Below are 22791 nucleotides of genomic sequence, written 5' to 3' on the forward strand. Positions count from 1 at the left end.
TATTTTTTTTGAAAAAATCAGCATTATTTTTAGAATGCATTTTCTGCCATTTTTTTGTTAGAAAATTATTTCACATATAACAATTTTTATTATAATTATGAATAATTAATAAGGAGTGAGGTAAAGCAGATGACGCTTCTAAAAATAAATAGAATATTTAGATTTTTGATTCTTCTTTTTAGTTTATTTTTTTTCATTCATCTTCATGCTTCGACTAAAATAACAGCTGTCACTGAACATTATCCACCCTATAATATGATTGAAAATGAAAGTATTGTCGGTGTTTCAGTAGAAATCATGCAAGAATTATTCAAGCGTGCTAAAGTTGATTACACATTGAATATATATCCTTGGGCACATTCCTATAAATTGGCCCTTGAAGAGCCAAATACCGTGGTTTTTGCCACTTCTCGCTCACCTGTAAGAGAAAACCTGTTTAAATGGGTAGGCCCCATCGGTGAAAGCAACTGGGTTTTTTTTAAGAAAAAAGGCTCAGAAATAAAAATAAACACACTTGAAGACGCTAAAAAGTATAAGATTGGCGGTTACAATGACGATGCCACCGCTGAATATCTGAAGAAAAATGGCTTTATATCTGGCAAATCACTCATTCTCGCCAACAATGAAGTGCAAAATGCTTTTAAACTGGAAGCGGGTCGAATTGACCTCTGGGCAACGGGCGCTTTACTTGGCCCTTATATCAGTAAATCAGAGAAAACGGGAAATATTGTTGAGGTTTTTACAATTAAAAAAAGCGAACTCTATGCTGCCTTCAATAAAAGAACGGATGACGCTCTTATTAAGAAACTCAATGACCTCCTTAGTCAGATGAATAAGGACAAAACTATTGAAAAGATAAATAAAAAGTACAAATAAGGAATCTCCCAGCTGCCTCACTCTTTGCCAATTTCCCTTGAATCACAACACAAATGCAGGTAAGTAACACAAGCTTGTCATGAACTATGACAATAGGCTTTTTGTGTTTTTGGGGGTTATTTATTATGCGTTCTTTAAATTATGATGTGGTGGTGGTTGGAGGAGGTCATGCGGGTTGTGAAGCAGCTCTTGCTTCTGCACGTATGAAAAAGAAAACACTTCTTATTTCAATGAGCATCGATCGCATTGGACAGATGTCCTGTAACCCCGCAATTGGCGGAACAGCAAAAGGACATTTAGTAAAAGAAATCGACGCTTTAGGCGGCGAAATGGGCGCTGCCATCGACAAAACTGGTATTCAATACAGAATTTTGAATAAGAGCAAAGGCCCAGCCATTTGGTCGAGTCGCGCACAGGCAGATATGGATCTTTATCGCACATATATGCGAAAAACACTTGAAGACACACCTTATCTTGATCTTTTACAAGATACTGTTTCTTCCCTTATATTAGATGAAAATTGTGTCTATGGGGTGAAGACCTCTCTCGATCAAATCGTTCATTCCAACTGTGTTATTTTAACCACAGGTACATTTTTAAATGGTTTGATTCATATTGGCGAAAGAAGAATCACTGCCGGACGAGCGGGTGAACCTGCAAGTGTAGAGCTTGCTCAAGCTTTAAAAGACTATGGCTTTCAAGTGGGACGGATGAAAACAGGCACCACACCTCGACTTGATGCTCGCTCCATCGATTTCTCCCGTTTAGAGCGGCAGGACAGTGACCCTGATTTTGTTCCTTTTAGCAACAGAACAGACAAAATCACCCAACCTTTGGTTCCCTGTTATATAACATATACTAATGAAAAGACTCATGAAGTTATTAAAAACCACATGCATCTCTCACCACTTTACAGTGGTATCATCACAGGAATTGGCCCACGCTATTGTCCCAGCATTGAAGACAAAGTCGTAAAATTTCCTGACCGTGTCAGTCATCAAATTTTTATTGAACCTGAAGGCTATCAAACCCACGAAATTTATCCAAATGGGATCAGCACGAGCTTGCCCATACATGTGCAAGAAGAATTTTTAAGAACAATTGCTGGTTTTGAAAATGTAGTTCTTATGAAGCCAGGTTATGCAATTGAATATGATTTTGTGCAACCGACAGAATTGCACCCAACTTTAGAAACAAAAAAAATTAAAAATCTTTATTTTGCAGGTCAGTTAAATGGAACAACAGGGTATGAAGAAGCCGCTGCGCAAGGGCTGATTGCAGGTATAAACGCTGCTCTTCGAGTGAGTGGAAAAAAACCGTTTATCTTAAGCCGCTCTGAAAGCTATATTGGCGTTTTAATTGATGATTTGACTACATTAGGGACAAATGAACCCTACCGAATGTTCACAAGTCGAGCTGAAAATAGATTGAAATTACGCGAAGACAATGCTGATGCACGTCTCACCGAGTATGGTTACCAACTTGGATTGGTGGAAGATGAAGTCTATGCAAAATTTAAAGACCGTATTCAAAAAATATCTTCAGAACGTGCACGTTTAAAAAGTATTTGGTTAAATCCAACACCCGAGTTAAATAAAAAATTATTGGAAAATAGTTTACCCGAAATCTCAACAAACGTTACGCTCGATGCATATTTAAAAAGACCCGAAGTGAATGTCCGTTTCCTTAAAGAAGCAGGCTTCGTTTCAGATTACGATCTCCGCGTGTTACGTTGTGTCGAAATAGAAGTAAAATATGAAGGGTATATTAAAAGAGAAGAAACGCAATGTGACAAACTGCGCACATACGATCATGTGTGGATCCCACAAAACTTTAACTATACATTAGTTAGCGGTTTATCTAAAGAAGTCGTTGAAAAACTCAAAAAACACAACCCAAGCACTCTGGGGCAAGCATCGCGTATCAGCGGCATCACTCCTGCAGCAGTTACTTTACTGCACACTATGATCGATAGAGAAAGAAGCACAATGCCCCTTCAATAGCGAAAAGGCATTGTGTTTTTCTTAGTATCTTAAAATTAAAGTAACGATTAATTTTAAGTTCTATTAACTGTCAAAGTACCATATATATATTCACCTGAAGGAGCTTTCGCATCCACAGCGTTTTCCGCTCCTAACACTCCAGTTGGCAAAGATTTAGCCATTTGCAATCGCACAAAGTTATTTTGAATTTGGGCATTGAACCCATTCGGATTGCTTGGGTCTAAAAACTTTTCAAGCTGGGGTGCATTGGTATGGACGCCAAGCATTAAGTTATAATAAGCAACGCCCCTATCGTGGTCATTGTCGACCGGAAACGATATTTGTGTGGAATATGTTTTTTGATCATCTACACTTGTAGACCAACCCCAGTTTTGTTGAAAACTTGTGCTAATTTCTGTTGAAAAAAGTCCATCAAAACCAGCACTTTCTTTAACACCCAACTGATAACCTAAGCTTGAAGTTTCTGTCTTTGACAAACCATGCGTAACAGAAATGGTATTGCTCAATGCAGATCCTCGACCCACTTGGCTTTCCCATGCCAACTGCCAGAAAGTCCCTGAACTTAAGGATTCAGAACCATCACCACTCGTAATTTGTTGCAAATTCGCCGGAGATCCATTGTTTCCATTCCAAACCTTAAAAGACTCATTGGGGTTTGATTTTATTAAAACATAACCAATAGGTTCTCCATATTTAGCATTGAATTCAATTGCTAAATCAAAAGAATCTACTGAAGGAGTCACTTCTTTGAATTTGCCATCTCCCGTGGCAGCAAAGAATTTATCAAAACTGTCATTGTAATCTTCAACATAAAACCAACTTACAGTGTTTGTTTTAATATCTCTTAAAACAAAACCGACGCTTTTGCCGGGAGGACTGTCGGGAGGAAGAAAGGGAGCCGTAGTTTGTATGTTTCGTTCTACTCCCAATACTCCATGACAACCAGTTGGATCGGTACAGACAAGTTCTGTGCCGATATCTTTGTATCCTAAACTCGCATATGACCTTGCAGGAGACCAATTTTGTTGATTTTCAATTCCCCAAGTCATGGGAAATGCTCCATTATGGGAATTTACGTAGGTATCAATGTTCGTAAAACTGGGCATGGGATATGATGGAATAGGATCTGATAATCGATTTTCCCCTGTTGAGCGTTTTCCTCTTATATTATAATTGCTTTTTAGCAACTTATTCCCAGCATAAATATTATATTTTACTATCTCATTATTTGGTTGAGATTGAATCTGCCTAGTTTCTCCGTTTGAAGAGTTCGCAAAAGCTATTCCAGATAAAGAAACACTCATTAATAATGTGATTTTTTTTGTCTTACTTTTTAACATTTATAATTTCTCCTTTAATATCGAAAGACAAATCAAGCAAAACCTCATATATTTCATACTCTTTGCAATCATAAATGTTTCAATTTATTTTATTGTAAATTTTTTTTACTTATTTTTGGCGAGTTATTAATTATTTTTTATATATAAAATCAAAGTTTTAAAAATTTTTAAAGCGTCTAGATCGTTAAATGTCAAAAAACAATTCACTTTTTGGTGGGCTATTTTGTGAATTGTTTTCTTTGTTAAGAAGCTTTATTTAAGACACTTTTGTTTAGATTTAACTTATCATTTACGACCTTAGCAACGCAGGAATCAGACCAGACATTTAAGGATGTCTCTACCATATCGATAATACTGTAAAAAGGTAATATAACCGCTAAGAGAGTGATTGGCACATTCATGCTCGCAAGCAGGCTGGCACTGAGAAAAAAGCAGCCCATCGGAACCCCAGCATTGCCCACTGCAGCTATGCTCGCAATTACCACCCAAAGTCCCATCGTAGCAATGGTTATGTCGGCACCATTATTTTGCATTAAATAGATAACAGTGGCAAAAATAAAGGCTGCGCACCCATTCATATTAATACTTGTGCAAAGGGGTAAAACGAAACGAGTGACTGTAGGATGCAGTTTTAAATTACTCTCTGCACTTTCTATGGTTACAGGTAAAGTACCTGCCGATGATTTTGAGAAAAAAGCTAAAGACAATGCGGGCAACATTCCACGCATTGTTTGAAAGGGCTTTGCACCATTCCATTTTAACCACAATGGTAAGATGATAAAGCCCTGTACTATATTGGCTAAGACGACCACAGCTAAAAACTCACCCACCCCTTTTAAATCCATTCCGTCACGCAATTGGATCACTGTCGCTGTTACAAATCCAAACAGACCAAGAGGTATGACTGCTACAATCCATTTAGTTAAGACGAGAAACAGACCATGGGCACCTTTAAAGAAATTAGTAATTGTTTTCTTTGATTCTACATCAGGTATAAAACGAATAGCCACTCCTGCTAATATGCTAATCAACAAAACCCCCATGACTTGATTTTCTAAAAAAGGAGCAATGATATTCGCAGGAAAGATATTTGAAATATGTTGAAAATAGCTAAGATCCGTATTCACAACAGGTGCAGAATTTGCTTGAGAGAAATTCACATTACTTGGTTTAATAAAGTAATAGAGAACAGCACACACAGTCGCAGCTCCGAGCGTGGTGCTTAAGGTATAAAAAAGAGTGCGTTGCCAGATAGCTTTCATCGATTTTTCAGAATTATAACCCGACAGGGTTACAATCAGAGAAAGAGAAATGATGGGCACACTGATGCATTTAAATATTTTAATAAATAAATCTGAAATAAATAAACCCGTTGAATGTAAAATCTCAATATTTGAGAGGCCACACCCAGCACCTAACAAAATCATAGATAAATAAATAAGGGGCATTTTATAGATACTTCTTTTTTTAGGTATTATTACTGCGGTCATATATAAACTCTCTATAAAAATTTAAATGAAAAAGACATATAAACATTCATTAATTTATTTTAAATAATTATATTTTATTTTAACAAATGTGATAATAAATGAATGATTTAACAACAACAGAAGGAAGAATAAGCACATGCGTTGCTTAACGCCGTGTTTGAGGTGAGCGGTTGGTCATTGCTAAGTTTAACTATGGAGATTATTACATTTTTCAAGTTTTGATCCCCTTACGAAATCTTGAATCTAATCATAACTCCCGACTATTATCATAATAGTGAGTATATTTCAAATATATAAAACATTTTTTTCTATACTCTGAGAAATGGGTCTAAATATTGTCGTTAGATAAAAGCATTACAATCCCACATTATTGAAATATTAGACTGAGACTTCAAAAAATGACTAGAAAATTAATCCAAAATGATATATGAAACTGCGTTAATCAATCTTTGAATATTTTACTTATGCCTTGTTAATGTCATTAAAGGAGCTCATATGGGACTCATATTTAGACAATTGACTGATAAAGTCTCAAATACCTATACCTATATTTTTGGCGACAGCAATACGAATGAAATTGCTATAGTCGACTCTGTGCATGAGAACACAGATGAATATTTAAGTCTAATAAAAAAAAATAATTGGCAGCTTAAATATTTAATTGAAACTCATTTACATGCAGATCATATTACAGCTGTTAATCAACTAAAAAATCATTTTGTAAATTCAGTGGTTTTACTCAGTGCAAAAAGTGAAGTTCAATATAAGCATCAAAAAGTAACTGAAAGAGAAACTCTGCATATTGGGAATATTTCAATGCAATTTATTGAAACCCCTGGTCATACTCCGGATTGTATTTCTATATTAGTTGATAGCAATAGACTTCTCACAGGTGATTGTATGTTTATCGGAAGCTGTGGACGTACCGATTTTCAATCAGGAAATAATAAGGATATGTATGAATCTTTAAAAAAAATAATAACTCTCCCAAATGATGTCCTAATTTACCCTGGTCATGATTATAAAAGCCGTTTTGTCTCAACTGTTCAAGAAGAAAAAATTACAAATAAGCAACTGCTCCATAAAAGTTTAAACGAATTTGAAAATGATCTGAATTCTTGGAACCTCCCCCCACCGAAAAAAATTAAGGAGTCGGTCCCTGCAAATTTACTAGGAGGTTTAATGCCAATTTCTTAATCAAAATATTTAAAGAGTTAAAATCCAATTTTTATCAAAATATTATAGAGGAATAAATAATGAGTATCAGCCGACGTGATTTTTTAAATGGGATTTCTATATCAATAGCTGCTGGCTTAACCCCACTCGATGTTTTAAATGCAGCACCTATTAAAAATAATTATTACCCACCAGAGTTAACAGGATTAAGAGGAAATCATCCGGGTTCTTTTGAGAATGCTCATAAACTCGGACGTGAAAATATGAAATTTCCACTTGAAAATTCCCCAGTAGAAGAAAAATATGATGCTATTATTGTCGGAGGAGGAATTAGTGGCCTCTCATCAGCTTATTTTTACCAAAAAAAATTCGGAAAAAATGCCAAGATCCTCATCCTCGATAATCATGACGACTTTGGTGGCCATGCAAAAAGAAATGAATTTCATATTGATGGAAAATTGATCTTAGCCTATGGAGGCACAGAATCCTTACAGTCACCAAAAACGAATTATAGTAAAATCGCAGTTGATCTCTTAAAAGAATTATCTGTGGATATTGACTATTTAGGATCAAAATTTCGCCAAAACTTTTATCCAGATCTTGGCTTAAGCCGTGCTGTATTTTTTAACAAAGAAGATTTTGGCGTAGACAAAATGGTTGCGGGCGATCCTGGGCGAGCTGTGGCAGATGACATTGATCCAAAACGAATTAACGGTAGAAGTGTAAAAGATTTTATAAATGACTTTCCCTTATCAAAAGAAGATAAAATATCACTGATTAATTTACATGAAAAAAAAATCGATTACCTCCCAGAAAAAACAGTACAAGAAAAAATAAAGTATTTGGAAAAAATCAGTTACAAAGAATTCTTAACGAAACATGCAAAAATCAGCAAACATGCTGCAAATTATTTTCAAGCGCGTAGCAATGACTTCTTTGCAATTGGTGTAGACAGCATTTCCGCTCTTGAAGCACGTTGCCTTGATTTACCTGGGCTTGATGGGATGAATCTTCCGCCACTAACCGGTGAAGCTTATAATGACTTAAATGATCCATATATTTATCATTTTCCCGATGGCAATGCCTCCATTGCTCGTTTACTTGTTCGTAAAATGATCCCGCAGGTGGCTAAAGGTAACACAATGGACGATCTAATTTTAGCCAAATTTGACTATGCAAAATTAGATTTAAAAAATTCGCCCGTACGCATTCGACTCAACAGCACAGTTGTGAATGTAAAACAAAATGCAAAATTTGTAGATCTCGGTTATTTAGATAAAGAGGGAAAATTACATCGATTACAGACAAAACACTGCGTCATGGCCTGCTATAATATGATGATCCCTTATATTATTCCTGATCTTCCGAATGAACAAAAATTAGCCCTGAGCAAAAATGTCAAAGCCGCTCTTGTCTACACAAAAGTTATTTTACGCAATTGGCATGCATTTAAACAACTTGGTGTCCATGAAATATATGCACCAAAAATGAAATACTCTCGGATAAAAATTGATTATCCCGTAGAATTTAAAAACTACACTCACTCAAAAAATCCAAGCGATCCCATCTGTTTACATATGGTCTATGTACCAACGATGCCAGATTCAGGCCTAGATGCCCGGAGCCAAGCACGCCTCGCACGAGCAAAATTACTCACCACACCTTTTGCAGAAATGGAAAACGATATCCGCCAACAACTGCAACGTATGCTTGGCAATCAAGGTTTCAATCATAAAAAAGATATTCTAGCTCTCACAGTCAATCGGTGGTCGCACGGTTATTCCTATGCGGCCAAAGATTTATTTGATGATAAAAATGAGAACCAAAAAATAATTCAACTCGCTGCCAAACCTTTTGGCAATATTACAATTGCCAATGCAGATTCAGCTTGGAGTCCCTATACGCATGTGGCAATTGATATGGCGCACAGAGCAGTGCAAGAATTTGCAACGCTCGTTTAAAGTTTTCAATCCAAACAAAGACAGGTACTACAAGAACGCCAAGACATTAATTCTTCACTAACTTCTATAGTTGATGAAGTGAAATTTATATCAAAAATATGTTCATTATTTTCTTCAATGGAATATGACATAAGCACCTCAACACAAATTGTTTGAAAAAAATTATGTAAATTATACATAATCTTGCATTTTGCTGACCTACAAGATCAATACTCACTTCAAAAAATAATATTAAATAATATTCTCGAGGTATTCGTATTGACATAAAATTCTAAGAATAAAAAAAAAACTTGTCAATATGGGACTATAAAATCACAATTAGTAATATTACAATATCTCACTTAATGTGTCTAAAAACTCCACCGCAGCCGCCTTGATTGCTAAAAAATTCAGCAACATCCTGAAAAAATATTTCTTTCTTTTTACTTCTCTTCGGAATATTTTCGAAATAATTCTTTTTTCTTTGCAAAGTAAATTCTCGCCAGTAATCAGTTAAGCAGGAAAAGCTTGATTCACAGAACCCTGCACTTTGTGCAAGTTGAATCATTTCTTCAATGGTCATTAAGTTTTGACAGCCAATTTTCTCTTCAGCGAATTTATGATTTGTCAATTCTTGTCGTGTGTAATCTTCGTTACGATAAATTGCTCCGGGTTTTAATAGAGTCAATATAGATTGATACAGCGCGGCTTTATTTTTTATGTGTAAGACAACAAGATTCGAATATGCACCATCAAATAACCCTTCTCTCGCCTGTATTTCTTTAATATGATCGTGATCCGTAAGGTTTGCATTGTATATTTTAATTTGCTCTTCCAGGCCGAGCGCTTGTATTATTTTTGCCGATAAATCAGCGTAGCGTTTGTTGAACTCAATTCCACAAAACTTTGCATTTGGCAGCATTTTGGCTTGCGCAATCATGTCAGAACCAAACCCTGATCCTGCATTGAGAATGCGATAGCTTTTATTGGAATCAAGTGTGTTTAAATCTTCCAAAGTTTTTCGGGCGAGATCATCGCCACCGTAACGCATATAAATAAATTGACTCAGTTCAGAGTAATTTATAGAGTCACGCAGCAATATCTCACGAATATTCCAATAATTGCTGTATTTGTCATCATGGTAAAGGAACATTTTCTCCTTTATTTCTAATGACTCTCCTGCAATTGGTATAGCTTTTGCTGACCATTTATTTTCCAAGGCAAATTCTAAATTTTGTTCAAGATTAATATAATCTGGTGCAAATTCCATATAAAAAAACCTTTATTTGATTATGAGTAAATATTTTTTTACCAGAAAATATGAGTGAGGGCAAATAGACTCTTTGGTATTTTTAAAATTTTGCGGATAAAATTTGCGAATTTTTATTCTGTGAGATTTTAAATATATAATTTTTCATTTTTTTATTTAAATTCTCACTAAAATCAACAATGCCCATTAATTCGATAATTCGTCGCATAAGTTAAAATTACATAGCATAAATCAAATCAGTAGTGTCCGTATATTTCGTCAGTGCATAAATCAGCAGAGTGACGAATGGCATAATTTAGAGGGGAGAGGAATGTGAGGTGGGTTCGAAGGGCATTTGCGGCCAGCAACTCTGCCCTGAGAAGCCCCTCACATTCCGCATACCCGACGTAATAAAGACAAAAACAATTGATGATTTATAATTCACAACCAAGGAGGCTGATTGGACACAATTCCTTTAATCCAATTTGCGGCTGCATAATCTTTAGGATTCTGGCCCGTGATAAGATATAAATGTTTAAACCCTTGCCGATAAATTTTTACGACCAATTTATTCTGACTTTTTTTACTTAGATAAGTCATATCTATATAAATTGGAGTATGGCAATCAAAAAGTTCAAAATCTTGAATAAATTTTTCAAGGTTTCTATATAAAACTATTTTTTTATTTTTACTTTGAGCAGTTAGGTGCCAAATCATTTTTACCAAAGAATCTTCTTCAATAAGAACTGCACAAGGTTTTTCTTTAGGTTTTAATATATCGATTGGAATAAAAAACAAACTGTCTTTTGGAATAATTTTGAATTTTTTTTGTTCATAAAGGTTTGATATTTTATTATCTGTAAACTTATTTGATACGATATAGAAATTACTTTCAAATTGAATAAGCGAAAGAAAATCAAAACCATTCATTGAGTCATTTGCAAATTCCATTTCACACAAATAATATTTATTAAATTCAATCGAAGAATCTAAGCTTTCATTCCAAGAAATAGCATCTTTTGGTTGAGAAAAATGGATGAGATAAATATTATAATCATGTAAATAGGAGTTTTTAAATCTTTCTTGCCATAAGCTATGAATAGAAGGGTCTTCATCAATTATAACAATATATGAATAAGGTTTGATTTGAATCGAAGTTGCATACCAGTTAGGAACTTCCGCTTTTGGTAAAATAATTTTCACCGATGCTTCAGCTCCAAACTGCACACGAAATTCAAATTTACCACCAATAGATTCGACAACAGATTTTGCGTGACAGAGAGCAGAGCCACGGGTCGAGATTTTTAAACGATTTGATTCACTTAATATTACTTTTGGAATTGTCTTTGTATTTTTATTATAGCTGTTATTAGTGATAAACATAAAGATATTTTCAGAATTTGCAGAAAGCCGTATTTTAACTTTCCCATGATTAGCAATGGTTTCCACTGAGTTATCTATCAATTGGGAAATAACTTTTTTAAATTCAACAAGTGGTATTTTTACAAATAATCCATAAGAAGATAAACCAAACTCAGCATAGATTTCCACACCTAAAAATTCTTTGTAGACTAAGCGTTTTTCAGATATTATATCTTGGAGAAGTGTAGATAACAATTGTACAGTATGCTTTTCATTTGCATAGTGCATGACTTCAATTTTATCTTCTTTTTTTTGCTTATTATTTAAAATAGAGTAAGAAATATCTTGAATCCGATGGACAGCTTGTCTTAATAACTTTCGACTTTCTTCTGGCAATCCCTCTACAGCAGCAATAAAAGAAAGCAATGGAACAGTTGGAGATCTCATTTCATGGGCAATTTGAAAGTGAAGTAAATTTCTTTCTTTTACAAAAGCAATTTCTTTTAACTCCATTTCAGATTTAATATTATGCAATTTTTTTACAAAACGATTTATACCATTTAAGAGTTTTTTATTTTTTTTATAATATATTAGCAAAAAAATGCATAAAGATAATATAATAAATAATTGCACAAGTGAGATGAGTAAACTCACATAAGCTCCCTTAATCTTATGATCCATATCGAACTTATATATTGCGCTAAGTTAACAAGCCAAATAAAAAAAGGCTTGTAACGTCATACGTATAAGCTTATTCATTAAAGCGATATCAAAGAGTTTGTCAAGTTATAAACTTTTATATATTATTACTGTAATAATTTGTTTACTTATTCTATAAAATATATAAATTAAAATTCATATATAACAAAATTATATAAATTTCAAAATATTCTCGAAGAAGATTGATTTGACATCTTGCAAAAGTATATGTATTATTATCAATTGATATGAGTCATACTATAATGCTGATAATTAAAATAAATTGTTTTAATTATCAGCAACAAATAAATAAGAATATATCAGTTTATATATTCATAAATTGTCTAAACGAGAAGTAATTATGCGTAAAATCTGTTTCTTTATTTCAGTTGCTTTAAATTTCTTCATCCCAAAAACATATGCTAATCAAAATTGTAAAGCAATCCGTATTTCCGACGTTGGCTGGACTGATATAACAGCAACAACTTCGGTTGCTAATTTACTTTTAAAATCAATGGGATATGAAGTTAAAGAAAAAAATCTTTCCTTGCAAATTACATTTAATAGTCTCAAAAACAACGATATTGATGTTTTTTTGGGCGCCTGGCTTCCCTCAATGTCTACAATTTTAGAACCTTATGAAAAAAATAAACAGATAGAAAAAATTGGGACTCTTTTACAGAACGCAAATTACACTTTAGCAGTCCCAAGCTATGTCTATGATGCAGGCGTACAAAGTATAGCGGATCTGGCAAAATATAATGATAAATTTCAAACTAAAATTTTTGCAATCGAACCAGGAAATGATGGTAACAAAAATATACAAAAAATGATTGATGACAATGCTTATGGATTAAAAAATTGGAAAATGGTTGAATCAAGTGAACAAGCTATGCTTATGCAGGTTTACAGTGCATATAAAAGCAAAAAATGGATTGTTTTTTTGGGTTGGCAACCACATCCAATGAATACAAAAATCAATATGAAGTTTTTAAAAGGAGGAGAAAATTACTTTGGACCGGATCAAGGTAAATCCACAGTCCACACAATAACTCGCAAAAATTTCGCTTTAGATTGCCCAAATTTAGCTAATTTTTTAAAAAATATTCAATTCACAGTTAAAAATGAAAACGAATTAATGGACATGATTTTATATAAAAATATCGAACCCAAAAAAGCAGCTGAAATTTGGTTAAAACAAAATTTACCCACTGTAGAAAAATGGATCGTAAATGTAAATAATTTCGATGGAACGAAGACAACTCTTCAAACGATTGAAAAAAATCTTTTTAATTCACAAAAATAAAATCATAAGGAATGCACATGCAAAAACTTCCCATTGGGCTTTGGGCACAAGAGGGAGTGAATTTTCTGACAAAAATTTTTGAAAGTCAATTTCGCTTTTTCTCTGAGTCAATTTCCGGAATTATTGAACATGTTATATCAATTTTAATGTGGTTTCCTGTATGGTCATTTATTGTTATTAACTTAGTCATTATTTACATTTTCAATCGCAGTCTAAAAAATATTCTTCTTATAGGATTTTGTTTTTTTGCCATTTTTAATTTGGGTTATTGGGAAGAAACTTTAGAAACGTTGACCCTCGTCCTTTTTGCCACAATTACGTCTATCGTGATTGGTGTTCCTTTAGGTATTCTCTGTGCACATCACCATTTTATTTATTCTTTTATGCGACCTATTCTCGATCTAATGCAAACAATTCCTACTTTTGTTTATTTAATCCCGACCTTAATGCTTTTTGGATTAGGGATGGCTCCAGGACTTATTTCTACAATTATCTTTGCCATGCCTGCAGTTATTCGTCTAACTTATCTGGGTGTACAAAGCGTTCCAACATCATTACTTGAAGTCGCTGATTCCTTTGGTGCGAGCACACGTAAAAAACTTTTTTCAGTTGAAATTCCTTATGCATGGCAATCGATAAAAACAGGAGTCTCGCAGTGCATGATGCTCTCACTTTCTATGGTTGTGGTGGCCGCTCTTGTGGGCGCAGATGGTCTTGGAAAACCTGTAGTGCAAGCACTTAACACTGTCAATATTGCAAAAGGAATCGAAGCAGGGATGAGTATTGTCTTGCTTGCTATTTTACTCGATCGCATTTTTTCCCATTCGGAGCGGAAATTGGGGGCTACAAAATGATTGAACATTTTAGTATTAAGCAACTCGATCTTGTTTTTGGCAAAAAAATAAATAAAGCTTTTCAAGCATTAGATGCTGGTAAATCTAGAGAAGAAATCCAACAGGAATTACAGCAAACAGTTGCTGTTAGCAATGCTAATTTCATCGTTTATAAAGGTGAAATTTTAGTCATAATGGGATTATCTGGCTCAGGAAAGTCCTCTTTGTTACGTTGTTTAAACGGCATGAACGGAAGAAATATTGGTAAAATTCGCGGCCAGATTCTCTTTTTTGATTCTAATAAAAATGAGAAAATTGACATAACCCAATGCCCAAAAAGTAGCCTTAGAGAAATCAGAAAACATCAAGTCTCAATGGTTTTTCAACAATTTGGTTTAATGCCATGGCGAACAGTAGCTGAAAATGTTGCGTTCCCTTTAGAAATACAAGGTATAAAACATCAAGAACGCCTTAAACAAGTTGAAGAAAAACTAGCAATCGTTGGACTTGAAAAATGGAAAAATCATTATCCGCATGAGCTCTCTGGTGGGATGCAACAAAGAGTCGGACTTGCTCGAGCATTTATCACCCAAGCCGAAGTTTTATTAATGGATGAACCTTTTTCAGCACTCGATCCTCTTATCCGCAAGCAACTACAAGATGAAATTTTAGATTTGCAGCAAAAATTAAAAAAAACAATTGTTTTTGTTACCCATGATTTTTCCGAAGCTTTAAAAATTGGATCGCGTATAGCAATCATGGATTCGGGAAAAATATTACAAATTGGTAAACCACAAGAAATAATTGAAAATCCAGCATGTGCAAATGTTAAAAAATTTACAGAAGATATTAAAGCAAGCCATGTATTTTTAAATTAATCAAGGAGAAAATATGAGTGTGAAGCATTATGATTTTATCATTATTGGTGGTGGATCTGCTGGCTGTGTGCTGGCAAATCGTTTGAGCACCAATCCATCGCACAAAGTCTGTGTACTTGAAGCAGGTCGCCCAGATTATATTTGGGATATTTTTATACATATGCCTGCAGGCCTTATGTATCCTTTAGGTAACAAATTATATGACTGGTGTTATTACACTGATCCAGAACCATTTATGAACAATCGAAGAGTTTTTCATGGTCGAGGAAAAGTACTAGGAGGATCAAGCTCGATTAACGGGATGATTTATATCCGAGGCAATCCTATGGATTATGAGAAATGGAGCAAAGATCCAGGAATGGAAACATGGGACTATAAACACTGTCTGCCATATTTTAGCCGCGCAGAAACGCGTATGATCGGCGCCGATGCCTATCACGGTTTTTCTGGACCTTTACTGCTTGAGACCGGCCCTTGCGAAAACCCATTGTTCAAAGCATTTTTTGAAGCAGTGCAAGAAGCAGGTTACCCATTAACCGATGATGTCAACGGATTTCGTCAAGAAGGTTTTGGCCGATTCGATCGCAATATCAATCGTGGCAGAAGACTTTCCGCTGCCAGAGCTTATGTGCATCCTGTCCGCAGAAAACGTCCCAATTTAAGTATAAAATGCAGAGCTCTTACCACTCGGATACTTTTTGAAGGAGATCGTGCTGTGGGAGTTGAATATATGCGCTATGGAAAAATTCATAAAATATATGCAGGGGAAATTATTTGCTGCGGAGGCGCAATCAATTCCCCTCAAGTTTTACAACTATCAGGTATAGGCAATGCTGAGGAATTAAAAACCCTTGGTATTAAAGTGGTTCAAGATTTACCCGGCGTCGGACAAAATCTTCAAGATCACTTAGAGGTATATATACAACATGCATGTAAATTACCTGTGAGTATGTATCCTGCTCTCAAATGGTGGAATAAACCTAAAATTGGTTTTCAGTGGCTTTTTCAACGCAAAGGTCCAGCAGCATCCAACCATTTTGAAGCTGGTGGATTTATTCGCAGCAACGAAGACGTGAACTATCCCAATTTGCAATTTCACTTTCTCCCTCTAGCTGTTCGCTACGATGGCACCTCACCCTCAGGGGGGCATGGATACCAAGTGCATGTTGGCCCAATGAACTCCGATGCACGTGGTCATATTAAAATCCGCTCTACTGATCCCCGCGAACATCCAAGTATGCAGTTTAATTATCTTTCTACTGAGCAAGATCGGAGAGAGTGGGTTGAAGCCGTGCGCTGTGCCCGTAAAATTCTCAACCAAGCTGCTCTCGATGAGTTCAATGGTGGAGAAATTTCCCCAGGAAAACAATATGAAACAGATGAAGAAATATTAGAGTGGGTTAAAAAAGATGCGGAAACAGCACTGCATCCTTCATGCACTTGTAAAATGGGCACCGATTCAATGGCCGTAGTTGATCCCAAAACCCTTGAAGTGCATGGAGTCAAAAATTTACGTGTTGTTGATGCATCTGTTATGCCCTATGTCACAAACGGAAACATTTATGCACCTGTCATGATGATAGCAGAAAAGTCAGCGGATATTATTCTCGGAAATACACCTCTCCCAGCCTCCTCTGCTCCATTTTATCTAAAATAAAAAAAAACTGAGTTTATTGATAAGTTATTTAAAAATCCGCCGATAGCTGTTGCGAACAATGAAGTTTTGGCATTTGATACTCTGTCTTCTTTGCCACTGTCGAAGCATAGAAGATTTTGAAAAGAACAAATGCTAAAATATAAAAATCATTTGTTTTCACGTTTAGGGATTTTTTCATGAAAAATATTAATAAAATTATTATTATCTTAGCAACTTTTCTTTTTCTCCCATGTGCATCTTACTATGGTTTTCTTTTTGTAAATTACAATTATGATATACACTTTTTACAGATTGATGCCTGTCAAAATGAAGGTGGTAAGTGGAATCAAAAAAGCCAGACTTGCGACTGGCCTTAAGTATTATTCAGTAATTTCAATAACTTTATACTGCTTGAGGGTTTTGATATCGTCAGAGCCACAGCTAGCTATGCCCGAAATCAGTTTGTCAAAACAGATTTCATACTTGCATTTTTGCTGAGCAGGATTTCCTTCCATTGTAAAATAAAATATCACTTTGGCTGATTGACAATCTTCGCTTAAAGCAACCTCATACTTTTTATTTTGTGCAAGATCCCACCGCCAAGCGTGTTTTTTAAATAGTTCTTTCTCAGCAAATTGTGCAAAAGAATTATTTATTCCACTCATACCTCTATAATTATTATCTATAGTAAAATAATTTTTATCTCTCTGGAGAAATTGCGGTATATTTTCCAAATTAAATAATCCATACCAACGCATACATGGAGCTTCAAAAAAAGTCGGTGCAAAACGATGGCCACCTATATGTGATGACTTCCATATGCGAAATAAAGGATTCCCACTTTTTTTATTTTCTTCCCTGAATTTTTCATAAACTGCAAGACCATATTTTCCGCAACAGTGATCTCTTTCACCGTGCGTGCAAATAAATAATTCATGGAAATGTTCTGTTCCCTTGACTTGCCATTTTTTGTAATGTTCTTTTTTTTCCAATTGATATTCTTTCAGCGCAAGAACTGCATCCTTAAATTCTGAGTTTGGTACGAGCATTTCAATTTTTTTAAAAGGAGAAAATTCATCCTCTGTTCTTTGAAAATAAAAGACACGAGTATGATATTCAACGGAGAATTCGTTTTGGGCAAAGTGATTAACAGCGCTTCTTATTTTCTCTTTAAAAAATATAGGAAGAATTTCAAATAGGTGTTTGTGATGCAAAAATGCTTCCGATTTACCCGGCACAGAAGCCCAAGGTTCTTGCAATTCGATTGAGATTTGGACGTCAACAGGGGAAACGGAGCAAACAATATCTTCTCGACTCTGACGGGTTGCGAGCGAACATTCCATATTTTCTGTAAACATTTTTGCCTCTTAACCAAAAAGTCATTGTATATATTCCACAGATTGAATATCACTCTTAGGAACATTTGTAAAAATCAATTCTGGCGCATTTCCAGAGGTAAAACCACCATATTTGAAAAAAGCATTTCTACCAATAGTGCTATTATGAGGCAAGTCAGGTAGATAGTTAAAGGAAAAGGGCAATGAATATTTGACGATACCGCTACTGAGCGATCCTTTTGGTAAACCTAAAATCCTTTCAATTTCGTGTTTATTATATAAATGCAGAATTTTCTCTGCAGTACTTTTTGCTGTAATAAAGATCACACCTTTACGACCTAAGAATTTATTGTCATTCAAAATAAATTGCTTATATGCATTGTGACTTAAAAAAACACTGCCTCCGTTTTGAAAACGAGTGAGAGCAACAAGGGACGGAAAGGAGATTTGTTTTGTCTGAGCATAGGGTAACAAATTAAAAATAAATTCAGCGCGTGCCTTGCGCAAGCGAAAACCCAATTCTATTACACCACCTCTGCCTATTGTTATTTTTTGCTTTCTCAGTAAAGAAAAATATCCCTTAGATAAATACTCTGCACGAAAAAGACCTTCACATGCAGCTTTTAAATAAGCTAAAAAATTTTGTTCAGATTTACTTAAATTATTATAAAATTTGAAAAATTCCTTTGAATAAAATTGCTCTGCTCTTTCAGAAACTTTATTTCCAGAATAAATTTCAAATACAAATGAATCATTCTTTATTATTTTTTTTTGAACAAGATATTTTTGCAGATACCTATTATTAAATAAATTATTAAAGTAAATATCATTTCTACACAAAATTTCTAGTATAATATACTCATTAAATTTTAAGTTATGTTTTTTTAGATTTGCAATTTTAATTTTTTTGCGAATTTGAATTAATAAATCGGACTCCTGAAAAAGTGGATTATCCCACAACTTTACTATTTTTTCTTCAAGATCCTCATTCCAATCATAATGAAAGTTTCTCAATTGATTGCAATCTAGAAAACTCACTGCTTGAGTTTTAGCAAACATAAATTCATTTGCTCTGACAGAGTGTGTCCAAAAATAAACAGCTAATATAAAAAGATATTTTATTTTAAGAATTCTTCTATCCAAAGCTCTTTCTCTTCCAAGCATTCCTAGCATTAAAGCGCTAGCTTGTTCTACCTCACTGGCAAATAGTTATTTTAATTTTTATTGTCAATAAATAAAAAAACAGCTCTTCATGGAGCTGTTTTTAAAGGGAATTTTTAGTACAAATATAATTGTTATTGTGCTGTTAAGCTTGCTTTTGCAGAAGTTGCAAACCACATAGACATTACGTCCGTTGGAGTCATGCTGTCATGCTCTTCGGCGTTTTTGTCCCAAACCCCTCCCTTAAGTGAACTCATTTTAAGAGCATCTTGATACAGTGTTCTCGTAAACAGAGGTGTATTTTCGCTCGCAACAGAATGAGCTGTCGAACTTATTGGTACACTCGCGCCAAAGATAAAGCAGTTGGCGTCGCTTGTTACACACTGAGATTGTAATGGATAAGTGTGCCCTTTTGGTCTTAATTCCTTAGGAATCTTATTAAAAGTCTCATTCATCACAAAGATTTGTGTGCTTATTGAAGTAGATGGAACATTTAGACCTGGATCATACCCATATAAAAATGCTTTGGCCAGTGATGAATTTTTTTCTGTAGCTCCTGGTTCAAGATTTTGTAAATGCGAATTTATTATTTTGCCGGTTAAAAACGATGGGTCACCGTGTGCAATATTGCCATTTTTAGCAAAGCATTTTTTCTCTTTTACATTGTAATCCGCAGGATATTCATCATGTTTATTCTTTTTATCAGAACACAATTCTCCTCTTTTCGGATTATATTTTCCTCCAACAGGAATGGAATAAAATCTTTTCTCTGGTTGGAATGCAATAAACTGAGTTCCAACTGGTGGAATATTCATTTCATTTAATGGAAAAAAGTAAACCCCTGTGCCAAAGGACATACTAAAGACTGTATCAAATACAGTTTTAGCAATCAATGATTGCGTGTGATCGACAATTTGATCTTGAGTGTTGTGCATAAGTAATAAAGATCCTGGGGAAGCTTTTCTATATTTTTTAATATAATTCAAAGGCTCTTTTAACAAAGATTTTATTTGAATGTTATCTTTTAATAAAGAAAGATTTGTTTCTAAAGCAATTGATTCTACAAAAATATCGTTTAGGTTTTGATTCTTAATATCAAAATTATCTTTAAAGGGTTCTAAATCCAATTGAACAGTTATCGATGAAGCTATCAAATATGGAATTAAAATCTTAATATTTTCTAGTGACAGTTCAAAATCAGCTTCTTTTAAAGAAGCTGATAAAAATCCTAGAGATTTAACAATTGACTCATCATTCTTTCTTGAAGCTAAAGCATCCGTAAAATTTTTCAAACCATATTTATCATTGGATAATTTTTCAAATAATGTAGATAGTTTTTTGATATTCACATCATCGTCTTTTTCAAGTATTGGTTTAAGATTTAATACCTTTTTTTCCCCCATTAAATCGAAAGTACCAGCGCCATTTGTGAAAATTCCCCTGACAGAACAATTACCTTTATAAGTAATCTCAAGTTTGGCATAAGGATTATAAACTATTGAACAAGGTTCGTCAGAGGAATTTACATTTTTTATTAACAGAGCATCAGAAAAATGTTTTAATAAAGATTTTTCACCATCTTTATGATCAATAAATGCAGTTAAAAATTTACCTAAAAAATCGTTTACAAAAAGTGGATTTTCCTGAGTGCGAATATTTTGCTTACCCAATGCTCCAAGGGCATTTCTTAAGACTTTTTCAAATTCTGCAGGATTTGCTGCAATTAATTTTTTAAGATCTAAAATATTATCTAATGTATTAGTCCAGTTTTGCGTTGCCACAGATATATATGGAGCCAAATAAGTCACATCTGATGCGCCTAAGAAACCAATAAGCTCATTTAATTCTTTTTGGTTATTTGCTAAGTCGGAATTCCGGAAATTAGAGAAATATTGATTTTTCTGAAGATCAGGAATCATAGGCAAAGCATTCAAATGCGAAATATCTGAAACTTTTCCGTTTAGCATATCTTTAAAAAGTATTCTAAATTTTCCCATCAATAAAGTAGTTGGTGCATAATAAGTCGCCGCAGAGCTAAATAGGGGTGGTATAATAATATTTTTTAGATCTACATCTTTATTGTCTAATTGAGACAAAGCTTGTTGCAGCATTATACCAGAACGCCCCATAGCAGCAAGTAAAGTTGCTCCCCCACGGCTGCTTGCAGTGGCAACAGTTTTTGGTCCAGCAATTTTTTGTAGCAAAGGCTTGTAGGAATTTAAAAAAGAAGGCACTTTATCAACATAAAATTCAAGTCTAGGTTGACCATGCACAAAAAACTCTTTTATATTTTCGTTATTCAGTTTTAACTCACCTAACGAAATTCTTTTTAATGCGCTGTGCAAACCTAAAGTCGCAACCACGTCATTATCAAGCGGTGATTTTTCACCAATAGCTTCCACTGCAGGAGCAATTTCATTGCCGGAACCGTCAATACAAACCCGTTTAAAGCCTTTTTCGAGATTACCTGTAGTTTTATCTACAGAACATATGTCTTCACCGGGTAATGCTGGTGCTGCAACAATATTATCCTTTAAAGCGGTTTGTAAAGGAATTGCTAATTCACGGAAGGAAAGACCTGTATCACCCCCATGCACATAGAGCATAAGAGGTACTTTAGCACTCCCTTCTGGAATGGTTATGATGGCTGAGTAAATATTATTATCCGACAAGCGGTACTTTAGCACATATGCTTTACCTCTGATATTGTTTGCTCCGTCGAGTTTACCTTTTTTGGTACTAAAGAAGCTAAATTCAGAATCTTGATTCAAACCACTTGCAGTTTTTATATGACTTAATTCTATAGGAATCAGTTTATCATCTTGAGTAATTGTATCATTCTCATCTTTACGTTCAACATATGGAAGCGCATATTTTCTAGGATCTTTCATTGAGGCTAAATCATATTCTTGAAAATCAATTTTTCTATTTTTAGAGGCATCCGAAAGTTTTTCAAAGCTGATAATTTCGATTGCAGTTATTTTTTGCGCCATCTTTGCGACATATTCATTTACAGATTTAGTGTTCACTAAGTATTTAGTTTGCTCTACACTGTTAGGGTCTGAATTAGGATTAAAACATTTTGGATTCGTAGATAGAATTTTGGTAAATTCTTCCATAAATTTTGGATCACTTGAATTTGGAATTTCATCACTCAAAGGTAGACAGATTTGCTTGGCTAAAGTATCCCATCTTTCATTCAAAAGATTGCTACTTGTTTGCATGTTGATATTTTTTTTGCCTCCACACCCCACGAGCGCAAGGGACGAAAGAAAACAGGAGGTCGTGACAAGAATCCGCTTCTTTATCATATTTTATTCCTTTATTACACATATACTACGTAAATAACTTAATATATAATATTACAAGTTCATATTTAATTTTGTTCCGTGGAGCGCCTCTAAAAAACTCCGCGCCAAACCACTCACTCTCTCTCATCGTTTTGCAGTTGACTTAATATCGTTCTTACACCGTTCAACAAATAACAGCAAGTATAAAATATAAT

General features: G+C 34.4%; 17 protein-coding genes. 9 read left to right on the forward strand and 8 right to left on the reverse strand.

All coding sequences use genetic code 11. From position 1 onward, the window contains the following. Positions 1–129 precede the first annotated feature (129 nt). A complete protein-coding gene (locus H7355_RS02955) occupies positions 130–876 on the forward strand; it encodes a substrate-binding periplasmic protein (RefSeq protein WP_222435645.1) in 747 nt (248 codons plus the stop codon). 125 nt (positions 877–1001) lie between these two features. Then, positions 1002–2879 carry a tRNA uridine-5-carboxymethylaminomethyl(34) synthesis enzyme MnmG gene (gene mnmG, locus H7355_RS02960; RefSeq protein WP_186644992.1) on the forward strand — a complete coding sequence of 626 codons (1878 nt, stop codon included), beginning with the start codon at positions 1002–1004 and terminating at the stop codon, positions 2877–2879. A 53-nt stretch (positions 2880–2932) separates the two neighbouring features. Here mnmG and H7355_RS02965 read toward each other — a convergent pair whose 3' ends face one another. Both H7355_RS02965 and H7355_RS02970 read right to left on the reverse strand, forming a co-directional pair. After that, positions 2933–4219, reverse strand: a complete 1287-nt coding sequence (locus H7355_RS02965) for a hypothetical protein (protein WP_186644994.1) — start codon at positions 4217–4219, stop codon at positions 2933–2935. Positions 4220–4461: 242 nt separating this feature from the next. Beyond that, on the reverse strand, positions 4462–5709 hold the full coding sequence (locus H7355_RS02970) for a dicarboxylate/amino acid:cation symporter (RefSeq protein ID WP_186644995.1): 1248 nt from the start codon (positions 5707–5709) through the stop codon (positions 4462–4464). A 495-nt stretch (positions 5710–6204) separates the two neighbouring features. On the opposite strand from H7355_RS02970, the gene H7355_RS02975 reads away from it, so the two are divergent. Both H7355_RS02975 and H7355_RS02980 read left to right on the forward strand, forming a co-directional pair. Further along, positions 6205–6906, forward strand: a complete 702-nt coding sequence (locus H7355_RS02975) for an MBL fold metallo-hydrolase (protein ID WP_186644997.1) — start codon at positions 6205–6207, stop codon at positions 6904–6906. Positions 6907–6965: 59 nt separating this feature from the next. Then, a complete protein-coding gene (locus tag H7355_RS02980; RefSeq protein WP_186644999.1) occupies positions 6966–8846 on the forward strand; it encodes an NAD(P)-binding protein in 1881 nt (626 codons plus the stop codon). Positions 8847–8851: 5 nt separating this feature from the next. On the opposite strand, the gene H7355_RS15985 is transcribed toward H7355_RS02980, so the two are convergent. The 3 genes from H7355_RS15985 to H7355_RS02990 form a co-directional block, all read right to left on the reverse strand. Continuing rightward, positions 8852–8977, reverse strand: a complete 126-nt coding sequence (locus H7355_RS15985) for a hypothetical protein (protein ID WP_286190610.1) — start codon at positions 8975–8977, stop codon at positions 8852–8854. Positions 8978–9183: 206 nt separating this feature from the next. Further along, positions 9184–10095 (reverse strand): methyltransferase domain-containing protein, encoded by a 912-nt coding sequence (locus H7355_RS02985; RefSeq protein WP_186645001.1) that lies wholly within the window; start codon positions 10093–10095, stop codon positions 9184–9186. A 420-nt stretch (positions 10096–10515) separates the two neighbouring features. Then, positions 10516–12090 carry a HAMP domain-containing histidine kinase gene (locus H7355_RS02990; protein WP_186645003.1) on the reverse strand — a complete coding sequence of 525 codons (1575 nt, stop codon included), beginning with the start codon at positions 12088–12090 and terminating at the stop codon, positions 10516–10518. A 406-nt stretch (positions 12091–12496) separates the two neighbouring features. Here H7355_RS02990 and choX point away from each other — a divergent pair, with 406 nt between their 5' ends. The 5 genes from choX to H7355_RS03015 all read left to right on the forward strand — a co-directional run bounded on the left by choX (position 12497) and on the right by H7355_RS03015 (position 17165). Further along, complete coding sequence (gene choX, locus H7355_RS02995; RefSeq protein WP_186645012.1) at positions 12497–13441, forward strand: choline ABC transporter substrate-binding protein; 945 nt, start codon at positions 12497–12499, stop codon at positions 13439–13441. Positions 13442–13452: 11 nt separating this feature from the next. Beyond that, positions 13453–14295: an ABC transporter permease gene (locus tag H7355_RS03000; protein ID WP_186645013.1), complete on the forward strand. Its 843-nt coding sequence runs from the start codon at positions 13453–13455 to the stop codon at positions 14293–14295. Further along, positions 14292–15152, forward strand: coding sequence for a quaternary amine ABC transporter ATP-binding protein (locus tag H7355_RS03005; RefSeq protein ID WP_186645021.1), 861 nt, complete (start codon positions 14292–14294; stop codon positions 15150–15152). Before H7355_RS03000 ends, H7355_RS03005 begins: the two co-directional genes overlap by 4 nt. Positions 15153–15165: 13 nt before the next feature. After that, the gene (gene betA, locus H7355_RS03010; protein WP_186645030.1) at positions 15166–16809 is read left to right on the forward strand and encodes a choline dehydrogenase; all 1644 of its coding nucleotides are present in this window, start codon (positions 15166–15168) and stop codon (positions 16807–16809) included. A 176-nt stretch (positions 16810–16985) separates the two neighbouring features. Continuing rightward, positions 16986–17165 (forward strand): hypothetical protein, encoded by a 180-nt coding sequence (locus tag H7355_RS03015; protein ID WP_130609263.1) that lies wholly within the window; start codon positions 16986–16988, stop codon positions 17163–17165. 3 nt (positions 17166–17168) lie between these two features. On the opposite strand, the gene H7355_RS03020 is transcribed toward H7355_RS03015, so the two are convergent. From H7355_RS03020 to H7355_RS03030, 3 genes are all read right to left on the reverse strand, one after another. Continuing rightward, complete coding sequence (locus tag H7355_RS03020; RefSeq protein WP_186645032.1) at positions 17169–18146, reverse strand: sucrase ferredoxin; 978 nt, start codon at positions 18144–18146, stop codon at positions 17169–17171. A gap of 21 nt (positions 18147–18167) precedes the next feature. Further along, on the reverse strand, positions 18168–19298 hold the full coding sequence (locus H7355_RS03025; RefSeq protein WP_186645034.1) for a hypothetical protein: 1131 nt from the start codon (positions 19296–19298) through the stop codon (positions 18168–18170). A gap of 122 nt (positions 19299–19420) precedes the next feature. Then, a complete protein-coding gene (locus tag H7355_RS03030; RefSeq protein ID WP_186645036.1) occupies positions 19421–22597 on the reverse strand; it encodes a hypothetical protein in 3177 nt (1058 codons plus the stop codon). Between the last annotated feature and the right edge of the window lie 194 nt (positions 22598–22791).

The sequence above is a fragment of the Fluviispira vulneris genome (genome assembly GCF_014281055.1).
In the GTDB taxonomy this organism is placed as follows: domain Bacteria; phylum Bdellovibrionota_B; class Oligoflexia; order Silvanigrellales; family Silvanigrellaceae; genus Silvanigrella; species Silvanigrella vulneris.

Coding starts and splice junctions, on each gene's coding strand:
- H7355_RS02955 (WP_222435645.1), top strand. CDS start 130: ATGACGCTTCTAAAAATAAATAGAATATTTAGATTTTTGATTCTTCTT.
- mnmG (WP_186644992.1), top strand. CDS start 1,002: ATGCGTTCTTTAAATTATGATGTGGTGGTGGTTGGAGGAGGTCATGCG.
- H7355_RS02965 (WP_186644994.1), bottom strand. CDS start 4,219: ATGTTAAAAAGTAAGACAAAAAAAATCACATTATTAATGAGTGTTTCT.
- H7355_RS02970 (WP_186644995.1), bottom strand. CDS start 5,709: ATGACCGCAGTAATAATACCTAAAAAAAGAAGTATCTATAAAATGCCC.
- H7355_RS02975 (WP_186644997.1), top strand. CDS start 6,205: ATGGGACTCATATTTAGACAATTGACTGATAAAGTCTCAAATACCTAT.
- H7355_RS02980 (WP_186644999.1), top strand. CDS start 6,966: ATGAGTATCAGCCGACGTGATTTTTTAAATGGGATTTCTATATCAATA.
- H7355_RS15985 (WP_286190610.1), bottom strand. CDS start 8,977: ATGTCATATTCCATTGAAGAAAATAATGAACATATTTTTGATATAAAT.
- H7355_RS02985 (WP_186645001.1), bottom strand. CDS start 10,095: ATGGAATTTGCACCAGATTATATTAATCTTGAACAAAATTTAGAATTT.
- choX (WP_186645012.1), top strand. CDS start 12,497: ATGCGTAAAATCTGTTTCTTTATTTCAGTTGCTTTAAATTTCTTCATC.
- H7355_RS03000 (WP_186645013.1), top strand. CDS start 13,453: ATGCACATGCAAAAACTTCCCATTGGGCTTTGGGCACAAGAGGGAGTG.
- H7355_RS03005 (WP_186645021.1), top strand. CDS start 14,292: ATGATTGAACATTTTAGTATTAAGCAACTCGATCTTGTTTTTGGCAAA.
- betA (WP_186645030.1), top strand. CDS start 15,166: ATGAGTGTGAAGCATTATGATTTTATCATTATTGGTGGTGGATCTGCT.
- H7355_RS03015 (WP_130609263.1), top strand. CDS start 16,986: ATGAAAAATATTAATAAAATTATTATTATCTTAGCAACTTTTCTTTTT.
- H7355_RS03020 (WP_186645032.1), bottom strand. CDS start 18,146: ATGTTTACAGAAAATATGGAATGTTCGCTCGCAACCCGTCAGAGTCGA.
- H7355_RS03025 (WP_186645034.1), bottom strand. CDS start 19,298: ATGCTAGGAATGCTTGGAAGAGAAAGAGCTTTGGATAGAAGAATTCTT.
- H7355_RS03030 (WP_186645036.1), bottom strand. CDS start 22,597: ATGATAAAGAAGCGGATTCTTGTCACGACCTCCTGTTTTCTTTCGTCC.